General features: G+C 67.9%; 18 protein-coding genes and 1 tRNA gene. 11 read left to right on the top strand and 8 right to left on the bottom strand.

Annotated features, from left to right (window positions below; translation table 11 throughout):
* Window positions 1-320 precede the first annotated feature (320 nt).
* The 4 genes from FZP69_RS02105 (at window position 321) to FZP69_RS02090 (ending at window position 4588) form a co-directional block, all read left to right on the top strand.
* Window positions 321-1142, top strand: a complete 822-nt coding sequence (locus FZP69_RS02105) for an AzlC family ABC transporter permease (protein ID WP_152039738.1) — start codon at window positions 321-323, stop codon at window positions 1140-1142.
* Window positions 1139-1501 (top strand): AzlD domain-containing protein, encoded by a 363-nt coding sequence (locus FZP69_RS02100; RefSeq protein ID WP_152039737.1) that lies wholly within the window; start codon window positions 1139-1141, stop codon window positions 1499-1501. Before FZP69_RS02105 ends, FZP69_RS02100 begins: the two co-directional genes overlap by 4 nt.
* Window positions 1502-1838: 337 nt before the next feature.
* Window positions 1839-4076 carry a GEVED domain-containing protein gene (locus FZP69_RS02095; protein WP_152039736.1) on the top strand — a complete coding sequence of 746 codons (2238 nt, stop codon included), beginning with the start codon at window positions 1839-1841 and terminating at the stop codon, window positions 4074-4076.
* Window positions 4077-4078: 2 nt separating this feature from the next.
* Window positions 4079-4588: a hypothetical protein gene (locus FZP69_RS02090; RefSeq protein WP_152039735.1), complete on the top strand. Its 510-nt coding sequence runs from the start codon at window positions 4079-4081 to the stop codon at window positions 4586-4588.
* 40 nt (window positions 4589-4628) lie between these two features.
* Here FZP69_RS02090 and FZP69_RS02085 read toward each other — a convergent pair whose 3' ends face one another.
* The 3 genes from FZP69_RS02085 to FZP69_RS02075 form a co-directional block, all read right to left on the bottom strand.
* The gene (locus FZP69_RS02085; RefSeq protein ID WP_152039734.1) at window positions 4629-5054 is read right to left on the bottom strand and encodes a universal stress protein; all 426 of its coding nucleotides are present in this window, start codon (window positions 5052-5054) and stop codon (window positions 4629-4631) included.
* Window positions 5055-5156: 102 nt separating this feature from the next.
* On the bottom strand, window positions 5157-5858 hold the full coding sequence (locus FZP69_RS02080) for a class I SAM-dependent methyltransferase (RefSeq protein WP_152039733.1): 702 nt from the start codon (window positions 5856-5858) through the stop codon (window positions 5157-5159).
* 42 nt (window positions 5859-5900) lie between these two features.
* Entirely contained in the window at window positions 5901-7325 is a 1425-nt protein-coding gene (locus FZP69_RS02075; RefSeq protein WP_152039732.1) for a radical SAM protein, read from the bottom strand.
* A gap of 182 nt (window positions 7326-7507) precedes the next feature.
* On the opposite strand from FZP69_RS02075, the gene FZP69_RS02070 reads away from it, so the two are divergent.
* On the top strand, window positions 7508-8095 hold the full coding sequence (locus tag FZP69_RS02070; protein WP_152039731.1) for a hypothetical protein: 588 nt from the start codon (window positions 7508-7510) through the stop codon (window positions 8093-8095).
* Window positions 8096-8170: 75 nt separating this feature from the next.
* On the opposite strand, the gene FZP69_RS22280 is transcribed toward FZP69_RS02070, so the two are convergent.
* From FZP69_RS22280 to trmY, 4 genes are all read right to left on the bottom strand, one after another.
* Window positions 8171-8344 (bottom strand): HVO_2142 family zinc finger protein, encoded by a 174-nt coding sequence (locus FZP69_RS22280; protein WP_192918427.1) that lies wholly within the window; start codon window positions 8342-8344, stop codon window positions 8171-8173.
* A gap of 285 nt (window positions 8345-8629) precedes the next feature.
* Entirely contained in the window at window positions 8630-9349 is a 720-nt protein-coding gene (locus FZP69_RS02065; RefSeq protein ID WP_152039730.1) for a hypothetical protein, read from the bottom strand.
* A 585-nt stretch (window positions 9350-9934) separates the two neighbouring features.
* Window positions 9935-10007 (bottom strand) — tRNA-Pro (locus tag FZP69_RS02060).
* Between the two features lie 66 nt (window positions 10008-10073).
* On the bottom strand, window positions 10074-10670 hold the full coding sequence (gene trmY, locus FZP69_RS02055) for a tRNA (pseudouridine(54)-N(1))-methyltransferase TrmY (protein WP_152039729.1): 597 nt from the start codon (window positions 10668-10670) through the stop codon (window positions 10074-10076).
* A gap of 358 nt (window positions 10671-11028) precedes the next feature.
* Between trmY and FZP69_RS02050 the strand changes: the two genes are divergently transcribed.
* From FZP69_RS02050 to FZP69_RS02025, 6 genes are all read left to right on the top strand, one after another.
* The gene (locus FZP69_RS02050; protein ID WP_152039728.1) at window positions 11029-12744 is read left to right on the top strand and encodes an ABC transporter substrate-binding protein; all 1716 of its coding nucleotides are present in this window, start codon (window positions 11029-11031) and stop codon (window positions 12742-12744) included.
* 94 nt (window positions 12745-12838) lie between these two features.
* Window positions 12839-13837, top strand: a complete 999-nt coding sequence (locus FZP69_RS02045; protein WP_152039727.1) for an ABC transporter permease — start codon at window positions 12839-12841, stop codon at window positions 13835-13837.
* Between the two features lie 2 nt (window positions 13838-13839).
* Window positions 13840-14907 (top strand): ABC transporter permease, encoded by a 1068-nt coding sequence (locus FZP69_RS02040; RefSeq protein WP_152039726.1) that lies wholly within the window; start codon window positions 13840-13842, stop codon window positions 14905-14907.
* 1 nt (window position 14908) lies between these two features.
* On the top strand, window positions 14909-16033 hold the full coding sequence (locus FZP69_RS02035; RefSeq protein ID WP_152039725.1) for an ABC transporter ATP-binding protein: 1125 nt from the start codon (window positions 14909-14911) through the stop codon (window positions 16031-16033).
* Window positions 16030-17304 (top strand): ABC transporter ATP-binding protein, encoded by a 1275-nt coding sequence (locus FZP69_RS02030; RefSeq protein WP_152039724.1) that lies wholly within the window; start codon window positions 16030-16032, stop codon window positions 17302-17304. The genes FZP69_RS02035 and FZP69_RS02030 overlap by 4 nt, the downstream gene beginning before the upstream one ends.
* 207 nt (window positions 17305-17511) lie before the next feature.
* Window positions 17512-17787 carry a hypothetical protein gene (locus FZP69_RS02025; RefSeq protein ID WP_192918426.1) on the top strand — a complete coding sequence of 92 codons (276 nt, stop codon included), beginning with the start codon at window positions 17512-17514 and terminating at the stop codon, window positions 17785-17787.
* 28 nt (window positions 17788-17815) lie between these two features.
* Here the strand turns inward: FZP69_RS02025 and FZP69_RS02020 are convergent, their stop codons facing one another.
* A complete protein-coding gene (locus FZP69_RS02020; protein ID WP_192918425.1) occupies window positions 17816-18343 on the bottom strand; it encodes a hypothetical protein in 528 nt (175 codons plus the stop codon).
* Between the last annotated feature and the right edge of the window lie 64 nt (window positions 18344-18407).

The raw sequence follows: 18407 nt of genomic DNA, 5'->3' as shown, positions 1-18407 counted from the left end.
GCGTTCGTCCGGATGGAGCGCCACCACGCGAGAGCCCCGAGGACGCGCAGTCCAGCTACGTCACCCCGAACTATAGCTATTGTCATTTGGTTGAATACACCGGTGGCTACCGTGGCGGTCGGCAGCCCGCGGGGCCTGACCGACCCGATGGGTCCAGTGGATCGGTCACGCGTGGCTCGGCTCGGGGGGTCACGGACCAAGCGTGGCTCCGGGCGCTCGAACGCGGAGTCACGTGGACCGTCAGGCTGCTCGACAGCCGGCTGGACGGCGGTCGCGACGAACGGAAAGCGGTTTCTTCGACCGGGTGTCTCCCACGAGTAATGCCCCGCATCCCGACCGCCGCCCGAGAGGGAATCCGGGCGGCGCTGCCCCTCACGGTCGGTCTGATCCCGTTCGGTCTCGTCGCCGGCGTCGCGGCGGTCGACGCCGGCCTCTCGCCCGTCGCCGCGGTCGGGATGTCCGTCGTCGTCTTCGCCGGTGCCGCCCAGCTCGCGGTCGTCGACCTGCTGCGGACCGACGCTAACCTGGTCGTCGTGGTGCTCACCGGCGTCGTCGTCAACCTCCGCATCCTGATGTACTCGGCCTCGATCGCCCCGTACTTCCAGCGGTACGGCTCGCGCTGGAAAGCCGTCCTCGCGTACTTCCTCACGGACCAGGCGTACGCGCTCTCGATCGCACGGTACACGACCGACCCGGCGGAGACCGACGGGGCGGGTGAGTCCACGGACAGCAACGGGACGGACGCGCCCACGGGCGGTGACGCGACGGACGACCCGACGAAGGGCACGGAGGCGGTCCCCGACGGCGACGGTGCCCTGGAGACAGCCGACGCGAGAGATCGCGACTGGTTCTTCCTCGGCGTCAGCGGCTGTCTCTGGGTGGTCTGGGTCGTCACCACCGCCGTCGGCGTCGGGCTCGGGCGGGGGATCCCGGACGCCTGGGGACTCGACTTCGCCGTCCCCCTCGTCTTCCTCGCGCTCCTCGTGCCACAGCTCGAAGACGGGTCGACGCTCGTCGCTGGTGCCGTGGCGGGCGTCGTCGCGCTCGCGGGGACCGGGTTGCCGTACCACCTGGGGCTGCCAGTCGCCGCCGTGGTCGGCGTCGGCGTCGCGCTCGTCGTGGAGGGGACTCGCGGCCGATGACGGCTCCGTTCCTCGCACAGACGACGCACGGGACGGCGGCCGTCTGGGCCGTGATCGTCGCCGTCGGCGTCGCCACGTACCTCATCCGCCTGTCGTTCATCTACCTGTTCGGTCGCATCGACGACGTGCCGCCGCGCGTGACGCGCGCACTGCGATACGTCCCGGCGGCGGTCCTCGCCGCACTGGTCGTCCCCGCGGTCGTCTCCATCGAAGCGACCGTCGTGGGGACGCTCACGACCGACCGGCTGCTCGCCGGGGCGGTCGCAGCGGGCGTCGCCTGGCGGACCGAGGACGTCACCGCGACGATCGTCGTCGGCATGGTCACCCTCTGGCTGTTCCGGTTCGTCGTGCCGATCTGAGTCCGAACCATCGCGGACGCGTGCGGCCCATCACTGGACGTGAAGGCGAGAGCGGCCGGAAACGACGGTGGCCGACGTGGGGACCCGTGACGTCGACAAGATAGTGCTAGTTAATATCTCGCAAGATTTATGATCTCGCGGAGCGAGGGGTCTGGAGGAAGTCAGCCGCGGCACGAGGCCGAAGGAGACCGCCGACGGTCGCGCCGAAACCGGGATGGGGGATATGGGAGTAGAAGACGTCAGCAGCGGCAGCACCGGCCCGGAGCGTACCGACAGTCGAGGAACCGAACACGCTCGGACACCGGTCACGAGTCGGTTGCGTTCGAGAGCGTGCCACGTGGCGAGATCGGTGCTCGGGGTGACGGTCGAGACGACCGACGACCACCGGGACGCGGTGCGGCGAGTCGGTGCCGTCCTGTTCGCGGTCGTTCTGGTCCTCTCGACCGTCCCACACGCGGCCGCCAGTAGCCACACCTCGTCGCCATGGGAGTTCGGCGACGCGCCCGACGGCGAGTCGACGGGCTACCCCTCGCTGTTCGCGACCACGGGGAACTTCCCGACGTTGCTGAGTTCCGACGGGGCGCGGACCGACGAGTCGCTCGTCGTGCTCGGACGGACCGCGGACACCGAACCCGACGCGCGGGTCGTCAACGGCGACACCGACGACGGGATACGAGGGTTCAATCTCGTCCTGTCGGGCATCCCATCGACGACGGAGCTGACGGTCGACGTGACGCCGACCGCGGGCGCGCCACAGGGGGCGACCTACTACCTCAACGTCCTCGTCGACATGGACATGGACGGGAACTGGGGTGGGACGGGCATCGGAAACGAGCCCGAGTGGGCGGTCCAGAACCACCCAGTCGAGATCCAGGGGACTGAGCCGATCGAAGTGACCCCGCCCCGATTCCCGTACGGGAACGGCAACCGGATCCCGGACGGGGCGTGGATGCGCGTCGCGCTGACGGACACGCCCGTCGACGGGGCCGACTGGGACGGGTCGGGCGAGTTCGGCGACGGCGAGATCGAGGACCACATCGTGGCGTACCCGGAGGCGAAGGGACTCCAGACCTGGTGTGAGAAGTACCACTACGACTTCCGTAGCGAGCCGTCGGTCACGTTCTGGTGTGCCGTCAAGAACGTCGGCTCGTACGACCGGACCGAGTACAGTGCGACCCTGCAACGGGAGCGCGGGAACGTCCCGGTCGACGACGATATGGCGAAAGCGGCTCCGGGGGTGTTGAACCCACCGGGTGCAGTGGGTGGACCCATGCTCCCCCCGGGCGGTGGGGGACCCGCGCCAGCCGTCAAGTGTCCCGACCCGAACGGTGGTGCAGCAGGGGGGCCAGCACTGTTCTCGCTGGACCGTGGGCAGACGCTGACCTGTTTCTACGCGGCCGGGAACGTCGGGCCGTTCCCACCGACCTCCCTCTGGAACTGGACCGTGCGGATCGCAGATCCCCCGTCCGTCGTACACGACTGGGGCGTCGAGATCGGCTACTCGGGCCAGGGAACCGCTCCACTCTCGTTCAGCGACGTCTCACGGGTCTGTGTCGGCGACCTCGTGGTCGACGTCTGCGGGGAACACGTCGGCGTCCTGACCGGATCGGTGGGCGAACTGGAGGGGGTCGACCGGTTCGTCGACGCTGACGACACGCTCGCCGTCGTGTGGACCGGCGGAGAAGCGGACGCGCCGCCGAACGTCGTCGTCACGAACGTACTGGACCCGGAGCGCCTGGACGCGCGGTTCTACGCGTCCGGCGTGAGCCTCCCGTCGACCGACGTCACGGTCAGTCTGTCGCCGTCGACCGGGCGGGCCGTCCTCAACAGCGCGACGCCGCGGAGGACGATCCGCCAGGCGCTCGCCGACGGACGGATCGTGGTGACGTTCGCCGACGCCGGACGACAGGTGGCGTGGAACGCCTACCGGCTCGGCGTGCTCGAACGCCAGCGGGGATCGACCGACGGCGTCGGCACCACGATGTCGATCGCCGGGACGACCGGAACTGTCGAGCGGTATCCGGGCTACACGAACCTCCACCGCGTCCCCGTCGACGGTGGTGCCTGGGTCCTGAACGACCTCGGCACTCCCGCCGGATGGATCCCATCGAGTACCCAGCGCTTCACGACGCCACCGGCCGGCGTCGACGTACAGTTCGACCGGCCGCCGGGCGTCCTCGTGGGACCGTCGGCGACGACGACGAGCACGCGAGTCGCACCGCTCCTGCTGGCCGGACAGCGCGAGGGGCGCTCACTCACGAACGCTGCACCGGCACTCGATGGCACCGCGGTCGGGAGCCGCATGGAGTACGTCCGCAGCGCGCCTCTGCAGGGTTCGACGGACAGGGCCGCGTACACGGCGGGGACGAACCGCCTGCTGCAGGCAGGTGGGGGCAGCTACGCGGTCGGGCTGGCAGCCAGCACGTACGCTCGTCAGGCCACGCAAGCGACGCAGGCCACGCAAGTGACGCAGGCCACGCAAGCGACGCAGGCGACACAGGGGCTCCAGCGGGGAACCAACTACGGGGCCACGATCGCGTCGACCCCGAGTTACTTCTCGACGGGGGTGCGCTGACGATGGCGTCCGACGTGGGGTGGTGGGGACGACGTTCGGATGTCGCGAAGGTCGCCGTCGTCGCCCTCGTCGTGCTCGTCGTCGCCCTCGTGGGAGCCGGGCTGTGGCTCGGTGGCTCGACCCCGGACGTGATTCCGACCGACGAGCCGGTCGACGCGGCATCGCGGGCGGGGAACACGCTCCTCACGAACACGCTCGCGGCGGCCGACGTCGACGCCTCGCTCGTGGACGTCACCGACGAACGGGTGTACGTCGCGTACAGTCTCCCGGCGTTCGCGTACGACGAGTCGGGCGGGGTCGACGAGACGGCCGCGACCGAACTCCAGCGGTTCGTCGTCGGGGCGGCAGCCGACACGGCTCCGACCGCCGACCGGATCGTGGTCGTCCAGTACGACGGGGAAGAGCCGCTACAGTCGTGGAACGTCCGGATGGCAGACTTCGACGCGTTCGTCGCCGGTGACCTCACGCGCGAGACGTTCGAGGAGCGCATCGAGATCGAACGGCACGGCTGAGTGGCGTGTGGTCGAGCGGGGGCGAGAACGCGGACGAGAGTCAGCGGACGACCGTCACGGGGACGGACGACCGCCGGACGACGGTCTCGGCGACGCTCCCGAGGAGAATCCGCGAGACGCCGTCCCGTCCGTGACAGCCGACGACGATCTGGTCGACGTCGTGGTCGTCGGCGTAGCGGACGATAGCCCGCGCGGGCGACCCGTAGACGAGATCGGTGTCGAGGTCGACCCCGACCGCCTCGGCCCGGTCGACGGCCGCGTCGAGGGTCGCTCGGGCCTCCGCCTCGGCCTCGTCGCGCCAGCTGTCGATCGTCGGTGGGATCACGTCGGCGGATCCCTGGACGAACGCCGCGGGGTCGAGCACCGTGAGTACCGTCAGTTCGGCGTCGGCGTGGTGGTCGAGGACGAACGAGAGCGCCTTCTCCGAGGGATCCGAACCGTCGAGGGCGACGAGGATACGCGTCATGTCGGACGAACGTCGGCCCACGAGATGCTTGACCGCTTCGGCGGCTCCAGCGCGGTGAGAAACGGCTCACTGCGACGAGCCCCGCGTCACTCCGCACCCGGCTCAGTCGGCCGTCGCGACGACCGAGACGTAGCCCACGCGCCCGTCGTCGACGGCGCGTTCGAGCGCCTCGACGCCGGCGAGGAGGCGCTGGCCGCGGTCGCCGAACGCACCGAGGAGTCCGGCGTAGTCGACGCGACTCCGGGCACGGTCGCGCATCGCGAGGAGGTCGTCGCGATGGTCGGCGACGTCGTCGACCGCGAAGCCGGCGTGTTCGACGCGATCGATGAGTCGGTCGCGTTCGCGCTGGCCGGTGAGACAGAGTGCCTCCGCGAGCGACGCCGGGAGGTCCGGGAGATCGCCGTCGACGACGACGTCCGAGAGCGCGAGTCGCCCGCCGGCGTCGAGGACGCGCCGCGTCTCGGCCAGTCCGCGGTCGAGGTCGGCGAGACAGAGCACGCACTCGGTGAGCACGACGTCGACAGCCGCGTCGCGGAACGGGAGATGCCGGAGGTCGCCACGGACGGTCCCGGGACCGCGGGGTTCGCGGTCGATGCCGACGGCGTCGGCACCACGCTCCCGGGCGAGCGCGAGCGATCCCCCTGCGCCACAGCCCACGTCGAGGAGTCGCGTCCCGGCCCCGACGTCGGCCCGGTCGAGCAACGCCCGCGTCGCCGCCTCGCCGCCGGGGTGTAACGGCTCACCCAGGACCGTCCTGAGCGTCCCCCAGGGGTTCGCCATGGCCGCGTCGATGAGGTTCAACACGGGGGCGACCTCCGGAGGTGGCCGCGTCGTGGGGCGAACGTCTCAGTCATCGTCGCTCTCCAGCGGGGCATCTGCCGCCGCAGGGTCGGGGTTGGGACTCGGATCGGGATCGGGGGCGACCCGCTCGCGACCACCCCACCCGTACCGGTTGCGAAGGGCGTACGCGCCGTCGTCCGTCGTCATGTTGTAGCCGCAGAACGGGACGAGGTCGCCGTTCGGCGTCGGGACGGAGATGCAGCAGTTGCCGAGTCGGTCGACGTCGGCCGCGTCGGCGTCCATGAACCCCGTGAGCGTCACCGGCAGGACGTCGTCGAACAGGTCGCTCGTCTCCTCGGGAGAGGGGGCCGGGGAGCCACAGCAACCGCTCGTTCCGCAGGCGCGGTCCCGGCCGACGTCCGTCTTCGCCAGGAACTCCATCCAGTCGGACTCGTCGACGCCCCCGAGGACGGACCGCCAGAGGTCCCCGTCGAGAAAGCGCGTCAGGGGGACGACGCCGTCGTCGCCCGTCGGGACCAGCGCCGTTCCGGACTGACAGTACGCCGAACAGCAGGGCGCGGGCAAGAGGTCTCGCGGTTCGAGCGCGTCGACCTGTTCCGCCAGGCGTTCCGCTGCGGCATCGAGCGAGAACCGCCCCTCGTTCTCGGCGTAGCGGCCGAAGTGCGAGACGGGCTGGAAGTTGACCGAGCGCACCACGTCGCGGTTCTCGAGGGCGAAGTCGACGATCGCTCCCATCTCGTGGTCGTTGACGCCCGGCACCACCGTCGGCACGAGGATCACCGGGAGGTCGGCGCGCCGGCAGGCCTCGATCGCCTCGTGTTTGAACGCGAGGATGTCGGCCTCGCGGATCTCGCGGTAGGTGTCGGCCTCCAGCCCGTCGAACTGGATGTAGACGGCGGTGACGCCCGCCTCGACAAGCCGTTCGGCGTAGCCGTCCTCGCGGGCGAGGACGATCCCGTTCGTGTTCACCTCGACGTGGTCGAACCCCATCTCGACCGCCGTCTCGACCAGTTCGGGCAGGTCGTCGCGAATCGTCGGTTCGCCGCCCGAGAACTGGATCGGCCGTGGCCCGCCGCTCTCGAGGATCACGTCGAGGAGGTGGACCACCTCGCCGACGGCCAGTTCTCTGCCACCAGGACCGGAGCTCGCGAAACAGTACGAACACGAGAGGTTGCACGCCTGGGTCACCTCGACGACGGCGAGACAGGCGTGGTCGTTGTCGACGACCAGGTCGTGGCCGTCGTCCGCCGCCGGATCGACGTCGTGGTCGCGGTCCGGCGCGGCGGGGCTGAACCCGCTCGCCCACTCCCAGTGATCCAGCGAGTCCCACACTTTTCGAGTGGCGACGCCGTGGTCGGCACACTCGCGGGTCAGATACACCGCCTCGTCGCGGGCCTCGTACGTGCCGGGGACGCGTTCGAGACAGGTCGGACAGAGGCTCGTCGTCGTGGAGAGCGTCGTGGTACTCACGCATCGAGGTACGGTTGTGCCGTGTTAAGCGTTCCCAGGGAGTGCATCGATCGTGCAGTTCTGTCCGGGATACGGGCGGGGAGTCGAGGTCGACACCGCCGCCGTCGAGTTCACGAACGCCGAGCGGTGGCTGACGGTCGCGTCTCACAAGAGCTACCCGTCCGTGGTGAACAGTCGACACGATGGCACCGCTCCCCCACGCCTCCCCGCGGGCACTCGTCGGAGTCGGATCGCTGGTGGTGACCGTCGTCGCGCTGGCGGCGACGCGGGCGATGCCGAACGCACCCTCGAGGATGAGGTCGTGGCCGCGGGCGATACTCATCCGGTTCCGGGCCGACGTCGCCGGCGACGGACCGGCAGCGGGTGCCTGGGTTGTGGTCGGTCTCTGGTCCGCGCTCGTGACCGCGTTGCACTTCGGCGGGCTCGCGCTGGGCGTCTACAGCCGGCTGGTCTGGTGGGACCTGCTCACGCACTTCATGGGCGGAGCCGGCGTCGCGGCCGCGCTGGTGCTCGGTCTGCGGGATCGGACACCCATCCGGGCGACGCCGTGGTGGGCCGTCGGCGCTGCGGCCGCCGTCGGTGCCGGCTTCGAGGTGTACGAGTTCGTCCTCAAGGACTTCTGGTACCGCTGGTCGCTGCAGTTCTACGCCTGGGATACGGCGGTCGACGTCGTCGTCAACACCGTGGGCGCCGTCGGGGCCGTCCTCGTGGTCCGGCTCTGGCGTCGCGTGCGCGTCGCTCGTCCGACGCGGGGACGGAACCGACTGTGAACCCGGTGTCGAGCCGACTCGACTGTCGAGCCGTCGCGACACGGACGAACTCCCTCGTGTGTTCGGTTCGCCCGCTCATGCGCTCGCTTCGACTCGATCGAACTGTCCAACGTACCGGTCGTGCCGACACCGGCAGTTCTCGCAGAAGAACTGACCGATGCCGGCGAGTTGCACCCCGCCGAACGAGAGCTCCGAGCCGCAGTCGGGACACCACTGGGGCGCGACGTCGTCGGGGATCTCGGTCACCATACGTGTTCGATCGGCGGCTATCGAGAACTGGTTTCGGCCGTAGTTCGACGATATTGGATATCATGTAAAATAATTCGAGGTCACAGTGTCGAGCACGTGACGGGAAAGAAAACCGATAAAACCGTGTCGTCGGTCGGATCTGGGCGGCCACGTCGTCGAATGGGTCACGCACCAGTTACGCTATCGAATCTGAAAGTACAGACAGGTGGTCGTCCCGGCGATCCCGTCCCAGTCGTACTGGCAGGCGAGTCGCTCGCTGTGTTCACCCGTCGACGCCGGCGTCGTTCAGCCACTGACGCCCTCCAGGTCCGACTGGAGGGCGGCGACGTGGTCGTTGAACGCCGTGACGAACGCGGGCACGTCCGTGACGAGTTCGCGCACGTCGACCGCGGCGGGGCTTCGGTACTGTGAGAGGAGATAGCGTCCGCCCTCGCCGCCGACCCGGAGGTACGACACCCGATCGCGCTCGCGTTTCAGCTCCCACCGCGTCCCGGAGACGCGAGCGGTGAACGTCCCGTAGTCGGTCCCCTCGGCACGGTGGAGCTGTCCGGCCATCTCGGTGCAGACGTCACGGATCTGCGTGAGGATACGGTCGCGCTCGGCGACGACCGCCTCGGTGGACGCGACGTCTGGCACGTCCATCTCGATGCCGTCGAGGACGCCGTCGAGGCTCGCGACGTGGTCGTTGTACGCGCGAACGAGCGCCGGGTAGTCGTCTATCGCTGCCGCGAGCGCCGCCGGATCCGGTGGCTGGTGCGTCGAGACGACGTACACCTCGTTCGCCCCGTCGTCGTACCGGAGGTACTGCACGTCACCCCCCTCGTACTTGACCGTCCACGTGCCGCGAGCGGTGTCGAAATCGTGGCTGCCGAAGTCGCCACCGCGGAGACGTGCGAGTTCGCGGGCGATCTCGCCCGCGTGGGCCTCAACGAGCGCGACCACCTCGTCGCGGCGTGCGGCGACGTCCGTCGTGGGGAGAAGCGAGAGGTCGAGGGAGTCGGTCACTGGACGAGTGAGGGGACGGAAGCGCATAACCACTCCGACACGAACGGGCAGAGCGGACGCCGTGTCTGCCGGGGACGGCCGTCGCGACGATCCCATCACACGGCCCGATGGATCTCCACCGAGGCTGCCCGAAATGGACTGACGGTCCGTGGAAGGGGTGCTGGTGGTCTCAGAGAGGACAGTGCTGGTCGGTCGGACATCGGTCGCTCCCCGAGTCTTCTTGATAGTGACGAGCTGTAACCGTCTGGTCCGCGTCGACTCTAGTGAAGCCCGTGACGGCGCGGGAATGCGCCCGCAGCGCAGGTGAACTCTCCAGTCGGCTGTCTGGGATGATTGATAACCGCCGTACTGCCGTCGTGCGAATTCGGAACGTGTGCGGGAGAAGTGGGCCACCGTGACTCGCTTCGCTCGTCACGAGCCGCCGCTCACGATGTTCGCGGCGACAGCGCAGATTCGAACCACGGTCGTTCCGCTCGCAGTGCTCGCTCCACTCCCTGATTCGAATCTTCGCGTCTCCCACACAGCCGCATTTCGTCGTGGCTCGTGAACGCTCCGCGTCACTCGCCGGGAGAAATGCGGGAGAAGTGGGCCGGCGCAGATTCGAACTGCGGTTACGGCCACCCGAAGGCCGAAGGATACCAAGCTACCCCACCGGCCCGCACCTCGCACTCAAGACAGGCCGGCGTTTAACAGTTGTGATTACCCACCTCCCCGGCGCAGTCGGTCAGTATTCGGTGTAGCCGTCGGTGTCGAGATAGTTGTGTGCGACGGTGATCGCGTGGTCGGCGTGCAGCGCGTGCGGACCCAGTCGGACGCGGTCGTCGGCGACCTCGGCGAGCAGCGCAGCCTCGGCCTCGGAGAAGTCGTGGTGGTCGGAGAGGACGAACGCCGGATCGCTGGGGGGCGAGGCGTCGACGACCGGCGTGCCGTCCTCGTGGAGTTCGACGACGGTCGACTCGCTCGCGACGTCCCGCACCGTCTGCTCGAAGCCGACACGCCGGATGGCGACGCCGGGGCTCGTCTCGACGGGAACGTGACCGATCGCCTCGTCTCGCTCGGCGAGCGCCCCGCGCACGAGCGCGGCCGTGCTCCGTTCGTCGGGGTTCAGTCGCCGGACCTCACGGCCGTCGAACGTGACGGTGAACGCGTCGGCGAGGACGAGGTGAACCCGGACGTCCTCGCGGATGGCGTGCGAGAGGAAGAACGCCGAGTTGACACACCGACAGAGGACGTCGAGCCGGCCGGCACCGCCCGGGAGGTCGTCGAGCGAGAACTGGTCCGTCGTGGGCGCGTCGTGGCCCGTGATCACGAACTGTCGCATGGTACCCCCCTCCAGTCCGGGTACCTTCGCTCTGTCCACTCGTTCGGCTGTCGCCGGTCCTGTGCGACAATGTATAATCAACGACCATGATAATTGTCCGGCTGTCACGGGGGGTCGCCGAAGTCACCATAATTGTCCATACGTTGGTGAAAGTGCGCGTTGTATGCCCAAGCGTCATCAAGTCGGCGACGAAACTGAACTTCCCGTTCTAATATTAGCTCTCTCACTCTATGTAAATTGTCCAGATCACCGGCTACAGCCGCTCTGTGTATCGTATCTGTGGTCGACTGTTCCTTCGTCAGGTATTTAGTGTGCGAAACGCTGGTTCCGATATCCTCCGACGCGAGGTGTCAACTCCATGCAAGACGACAGCCCTGATTGGAACGTACTGAACCGGCGGCGAGTGCTCGGACTCGGCGCGGCCGGGCTCGCGGGCCTCGCCGGATGTACAGGCGGTGACGACGACTCCTCCGGATCGGGCGACTCGGGCGGGAGTTCGGGCTCCGACTCCGACTCCGACATGGAGTCGGACGGTTCGGACTCGTCCGGATCGGATTCGAGCTCCTCGTCGGGCGGGATGTCCGGCGGGAAGCTCCGCATCGCGCTCGTCAAGAGCCCGCTCGAGTTCGACCCCATCGTCCTGAACGACGTTCCCTCGGACCAGGTGGCACAGAACATCTACGACGGGCTTTACGAGTACGACCAGTCGACCGGGCTGGCCCCGTCGCTCGCGACGGGCGAACCCGAAGTCTCGAACGACGGGACGCGCTGGGTCGTCGAGATGACCGGCGACGCGACGTTCCACAACGGCGACCCGGTGACCGCCGAGGACGTGAAGTACTCCTACGAGGCGCCGGTCGCCGAGGAGACCGAGAACGCCAGCGAACTGAACATGATCGACACCGTCACCGTCGTCGACGAGACGACGGTGCAGTTCGACCTCAAGTTCCCCTACGGAGCGTTCAACCACAACCTCGTCTGGGACATCGTCCCGATGTCCGTCCGCGAAGAGGACAAGGATGCGTTCAACACGCAGAACCCGGTCGGCTCCGGCCCGTTCGAGTTCGTCGAGTGGCAGGAAGGGAACTTCGTCCGCCTCCAGCGCAACGACGACTACTGGGGGACGAAGCCGAACCTGGCAGAACTGGAGCTCGTCCCGGTCGAGGAGGCCACCACGCGGGTGACCACCCTCCGCAACGGCGAGAACGACGTCATCGAGGAGATTCCGCCGAAGCTGTACTCCACCGTTCGGGGCATCTCGGACGCGAGCATCGACGAGGTGGCCGGCATCGGCTACTTCTACCTCGCGTTCAACTGTAACGAGGGCCCGACGGCCGACGCGCGAGTCCGCGAGGCGGTCGACTACTGCTTCAGCATGGACCAGGCGGTCTCCAGCTACGTCGAGCCCACCGGCGTCCGGCAGTACAGCCCACTCCCGGCGTCGGTCGCCGAGGACTGGGACATGCCGGTCGACCAGTGGAGTCAGATCCCCCACGACAAGAACATCGAGGAGGCGCAGGCACTGTTCGAGGAGGCCGGTGTCCCGATGGACTACTCGTGGAACATCATCGTCCCGCCGGACGACAAGCGCGAACAGATCGGCATCACGGTGTCGAACGGCCTCAAGGAGGCCGGCTTCCAGAACGTCTCCGTCCAGCGGCTCGACTGGGGGGCGTTCCTGGATAAGTACGTCACCGGCAACGAGGACGACTACAACATGTACACGCTCGGCTGGTCCGGGACGCCCGACCCCGACTCGTTCACGTACTTCCTCCTGGGCCGGACCGAGGACACGCTGGGTGTCACCAACGGGACCTACTGGGGGGCGAACAGCGAGGCCGGCACGCAGGCGGCCCAGCAGTTCGTCCAGGCGCGTGAGTCCGCGAGTCGCAGCGAGCGCCAGCAGCTCTACCAGGAGGCCATCACCACGATGCTCGAAGAGCGCGCGCACCTGCCCGCGTACAACCTCAAGAACAGCTTCGGGGTGAAGGAGTACGTCAACGACTTCACCTCCCACCCGGTCGACAGCTTCCACATCACGACCAACCACAACAACGTCTCCGTCGACAAGTAGTCGGCGCGACCGAACCCACATTTATGTACGAACCGGTCACACACACGCGTCAGAGACGTATGAACCGGCAGCGACGCACGCGGGTGAGCGAGCCGTGAGCCGACTCCGGTACACCGTCAATCGGCTGCTACAGTCGATTCCGGTCGTCGTCGGGATCATCACGATCACGTTCCTGCTGACGGACGCCATCCCCGGCGATCCGGTCTCGATCATGCTCGGGCCGTCGCCGAGCGCACAGCAGGCCGCGGCGATCCGTGCGAAGTTCGGCCTCGACCAGCCGCTCCACATCCGCTACATCAACTACCTCTTCGACGTCGTCCGTGGCGACCTCGGAACCAGCCTCTACTACGGTGTCCCGGTGACGCAGAAGATCATCGAACGGCTGCCAGTGACCTTGCTCCTCCTGGTTTCGAGTTTCACGTTCGCGCTCGTGACGGCGGTCCCGCTCGGGATCGTCTCGGCCAAGCGGCGGAACAAGCCCACGGACCACGTCTCGCGCGTCGTCGCCCTGCTCGGCGTCTCGACGCCGTCGTTCTGGATCGGGCTGATGCTCATCATCATCTTCGCCTTCCAGCTGAACCTCCTCCCGGCGACGAACCTCGTGATGCCGTGGGCCGCACCGTCGAACGTCGAAGGAGCCGAGACGCAACTGGAGGTGGTGGTGACCGCCATCGAACACCTCATCTTGCCCACGATCACGCTCGGAACGCTCCAGATGGCCGCGTTCACGCGGATCGAGCGGTCGTCGATGCTCGAGGTGCTCAACCAGGAGTACGTGAAGCTCGCCCGCGCGTACGGCGTCAAGGAGTCGACCATCGTACGCAAACACGCGTTCCGCAACGCGCAGCTCCCCCTCATCACTATCGTGGGCCTCCAGCTGACGCAGGCGCTCGGTGGGGCCGTGCTGACCGAGACCGTGTTCTCGATCAACGGGATGGGCCGACTCATCATCACGGCCATCCAGAACCAGGACTTCCAGCTCGTGATGGGGACGACGCTGATGTTCGGGCTCGTGTTCGTCATCGGCGTCATCATCACCGACCTGTCGTACGCGTACGTCGACCCGCGCGTCTCGTTCGACGAGAGTGATTGACGATGGCACAGGACACCTCATCTTCGACGTCGACGGCGAACAGAACGCAGCAGTCGTGGCGGGGTTCCACGAGCGAGGATGGCTTCGATTCGGAGGGACAGCCCGAAGCGCGTGTCGGTCTCAAGTACACGCTGACGCAGGTCAGACGCGATCCGACGGCGCTCTTGGGTCTCGGCATCATCGGCTTCATGACGGCCGTCGCCCTGATCGCGTTCGTCGACAGTATCGTCTTCGACGTGCTCGGCGACGTGGCCTTCTTCGCCGACCTCGGCATCCGGCAGTACGCGCTCGTCGAGGCCGTCTGGATCAACCCGGTGAACGATCCGGACAACGCGGAGATCCTGCTCCCCCCCGTCGGGCTGACGAACGAGATCCACCCCGAACAGGCCGGAACGCTCGCACACCCTCTCGGAACCGATCACCGCGGGCGCGACATCCTCGCCCGCCTCTTCTACGGGACGCGTATCGCGATCACCGTCGGCATCGTCTCGACGGGCATCGCGATGGCGCTGGGGACGCTCGTCGGCGCGGTCGCCGGCTACTACGGCGGTCGCATCGACGACGCGCTCATGCGCGGTGCCGAGGTGCTGTTCGCCATCCCGTTCCTCGTGCTGGTCATCGCGTTCATGACGGCGTTCGGCCGCAACCTCACGTTCGCGATGGTTGGCGTCGGCATCGCCACCATCCCGACGTTCGCCCGCCTGATCCGCTCGCGCGTGCTCAGCGTGCGAGAGGAGGCCTTCGTCGAGGCCGCTCGCGCCGCCGGTGTCAGGGACCGGAACATCATCCTCAGACACGTCATCCCGAACAGTTTCGCGCCCGTCCTCGTCCAGGCCACCCTTCAGGTGGGGATCAACATCCTCATCATCGCTGGCCTCTCGTTCCTGGGCTACGGCGCGCAGCCCCCGACCCCGTCGTGGGGACAGATGCTGTCGAGTTCGCGCAACTACATGCTGCCGAACCCGTGGTTCAGCATCTGGCCCGGCCTCGCCATCCTCGTGACGGTGGTCGGGTTCAACCTCCTCGGCGACGGCCTGCGAGACGCACTCGACCCCCGAATCAACAACTGATATGTCAGAGCCACTACTCCGCGTCGAGAACCTGGAGACCCGCTTTTACACCGAGGAGGGCGTCGTCCGCGCCGTCGACGGCGTCTCGTTCGACGTCGAAGAGGGCGAGATCGTCGGTCTCGTCGGCGAAAGCGGCGCCGGCAAATCCGTCGCCACCACGTCGATCATGCGTCTCGTCGAGGAACCCGGCGAGATCGTCGGTGGGCGCGTCGAGTTCAAGGGCGAGCCCATCGTCGACATCGTCGAGGAGGACGGCGAGCGCCGTCGCTCCGACGCGATGCTCTCGGACCGCGAGATGCGCACCCGCATCAGAGGGCGCGAAATCGCCATCATCTTCCAGGACCCGATGGAGGCGCTCAACCCCGTCTTCACCGTCGGGTCACAGCTCAGGGAGTTCATCGAGATCAACCGCGACGTCTCGAAGGAGGAGGCGAAGGAGATCGCCATCGAGATGCTCCACGAGGTGGGGATCCCCGAACCCGAGAGCCGGTACGACAGCTACCCGCACCAGTTCTCCGGAGGGATGCGCCAGCGCGTCCTCATCGCGATGGCCCTGTCGTGCGAACCCTCGTTGATCGTCGCCGACGAGCCGACGACGGCGCTCGACGTCACCGTCGAGGGACAGATCCTCGACCTCGTCGACGCCCTCCAGGACAAGTACGACACCTCGTTCATCTGGGTGACCCACGACATGGGCGTCGTCGCCGAGGTCTGCGACCGCGTCAACGTGATGTACCTCGGCGAGATCATCGAACAGGCACCCGTCGACGACCTCTTCTACGAGACGAAACACCCCTACACGGAGGCGCTGTTGCGGTCGATCCCGCGACCCGACCAGCGCGTCGACGAACTCGAGCCGATCACGGGCGTGATGCCCGAGGCGATCGATCCGCCCTCTGGCTGTCGGTTTCACACCCGGTGTCCGGAGGCGCGAGAGGTCTGTCCCCGCGTCGAACCGACCCACCAGGCCGTCGGCGACGGCGAGGAGAGAGACCACTACGTCTCCTGCGTCAAGTACGAGGACGTCGGCTACGACGACGCCCCGCCACTCGACACGGAGGCGACGAGCGCGTTCGGGGCGGGCGGGTTCGTGGACGAGGCCGAGACGGACGGGGGGGAGCCATGAGCGAGGCGGTCGAACGCCGCACGAGAACCGACAGCGGCACCGACACCGACGACCCGCTGTTGCGAGTCGAGGGGTTGACCAAACACTTCACCCAGGGCAGTGGCCTCCTCGCGAGCGTCTTCGGGACGGAGACGGTGAAGGCCGTCGAGGACGTCACGTTCGACATCGAGCGGGGCGAGACGCTCGGGCTGGTCGGCGAGTCCGGCTGCGGGAAGTCGACGCTCGCGCGGACCGTCCTGCGGCTGCTGGACCCCACGGAGGGGTCGGTCTACTTCAAAGGGAAGGACCTCGCGGGGCTCTCGGGCGAGCGGCTCAGACGCGAGCGCGAGGACATGCAGATGATCTTCCAGGACCCGCAGTCGTCGCTCGACCCGCGCATGAAGGTGGGGCCGATCGTCGAGGAGCCCATGCGGGCCCACGGCCTCTACGAGGGCGAGCGCGAAGAGCGCGCGCGGATGCTCCTGAACAAGGTCGGACTCGACCCCCAGCACTACAACCGCTTCCCGCACCAGTTCTCGGGGGGGCAGCGCCAGCGGGTGAACCTCGCACGCGCGCTGGCGGTGAACCCGGATTTCATCGTCTGTGACGAGCCGACGAGCGCGCTCGACGCCTCCATCCAGGCGCAGGTGCTCAACACGATGAAGGAGCTGCAGCGGGAGTTCGGGCTCACCTACCTGTTCATCAGTCACGACCTCTCGGTCATCAGGCACATCTCCGACCGCGTCGCCGTCATGTATCTGGGGCAACTGGTCGAACTCGCCGGGACCGACGAGTTGTTCGACAACCCACAGCACCCCTACACGGACGCGCTGTTGCGGTCGATCCCGGTTCCCGATCCGCGCGCGACGGGAGCGCGCGGTGTCCTCGAGGGTGACGTCCCCTCGCCGATCGAACCGCCCTCTGGCTGCCGGTTCCGGACGCGGTGTCCGAAGCTCATCGCGCCGGACGACGTGCCGGTTACCGACTCGGAGTGGGAGTCGGTCCGGGCGTTCATGCGCGCCGTGCATCGCCGGACGATCACCGTCGACGGCGGCGGGGAGCGGGCGATCCGCTCGGAGTACTTCGTCGACGGAACGCCGACGGGTGAGGCCGGCGACGCGGTCGAGACGGCCATCGACGCGCTGCTCGACGACGACGTCGAGCGTGCCGACAAGATACTGACCGAGACGTTCGCCGATCGGAGCATCTGCGCCCGCGAACAGCCGGCGTACGAGGTCGACACCGAGAACGGCGACGGCCGTCACTTCGCGGCCTGCCACCTGCACCGCTGAGCGTCGGGTCGGCGGCGCATAATCGCCCATTAGTGGACGACAGCGGCGCGGTGGACCGATCTGGATAGAGACCGACAAGGTCGGCGTGCTCGACCTAAACGTCCAGTTAGTGCAGGTGCAAGCGCCGCATAGTAAAGTCACATACCACGGACACTCACACAGGGAGACGGGTGGCGGTCGACGACCGGCCACGCCCGCGGAAACACGATGCCAAACACCACACCAGCCCCCCCGTCCAGCGAAGTCACGACCGGAATGACGACCTACACGGACGTCCAGACGGTCATCAGGCCCGAGGCACCCGACCACTACTCGGTCGAGGTCCGGCGCAAGGACGGCGACACGCGCGTCCACGCCGTCGAGCGAGTCGTCGTCAACACCGCCGAGATCAGCCTCGCCGACCCCATCTGGTTCGTCGGCGCCAAACTCGACATCGGCGTGCCCGCCGACGGCCACGGCGAGGTCCTCTGGGCGTGGGTGTGACCGCCGGGGACGGCCGGCGTCGCCCGCGTCAGTCGGGTCGGTCGGACGCGGACGCCCCATCGGACGCGGTCACCTCGAACGTCGCCGTCGCGCGCGCGCCGCCGTCGTAAGCGAGGAAGACCTCGAGTTCGTGTCGGCCGGGTTCGACGTCGACCCACCGCGTCGGCTCGTCGTCGCCGACACGCCGGAACCGGCCGTGCCACGTCCGCGAGATCACCCGTCGTTCGCCCCCGCGGAACGCGAAACTCCCCGGCGTCTCGCGATCGGGATCGGCGAATCGCGACTCGTCGGACGCCTCCAGTTCGCCGTCGACCGTCCAGCCCCAGAGCCGTCTGTCGGGCGTCTGCACGACGATCGGGAGCGGCAGTCGGTTGCGGAACGTGACGCGGAACGGGACGTCGTCGCCCACCTCGTAGGGCGTGTGGCCGACCTCGACGTCGATCGTGAGCGCCCGTCGGGCCACCGACTGCGGGACGAGCTTCCCGAGCGCCTCGGTGAGCACGTTCCGGTTCTCGTCGAAGCCGAACGGGTCGTCGATCCGGTCGGACGCGGCCATCGCCGTCGCGTAGGGACGTCGGCGGTTTCGGTCTGTCGGTGTCGAGAGGACTCGTCCGAGGTGC

The sequence above is a fragment of the Salinigranum salinum genome, from assembly GCF_009176545.1.
GTDB classification, from domain to species: domain Archaea; phylum Halobacteriota; class Halobacteria; order Halobacteriales; family Haloferacaceae; genus Salinigranum; species Salinigranum salinum.
Note: the sequence above shows the minus strand (reverse complement) of the source record. Positions and strands in the feature narration are given on the sequence as shown.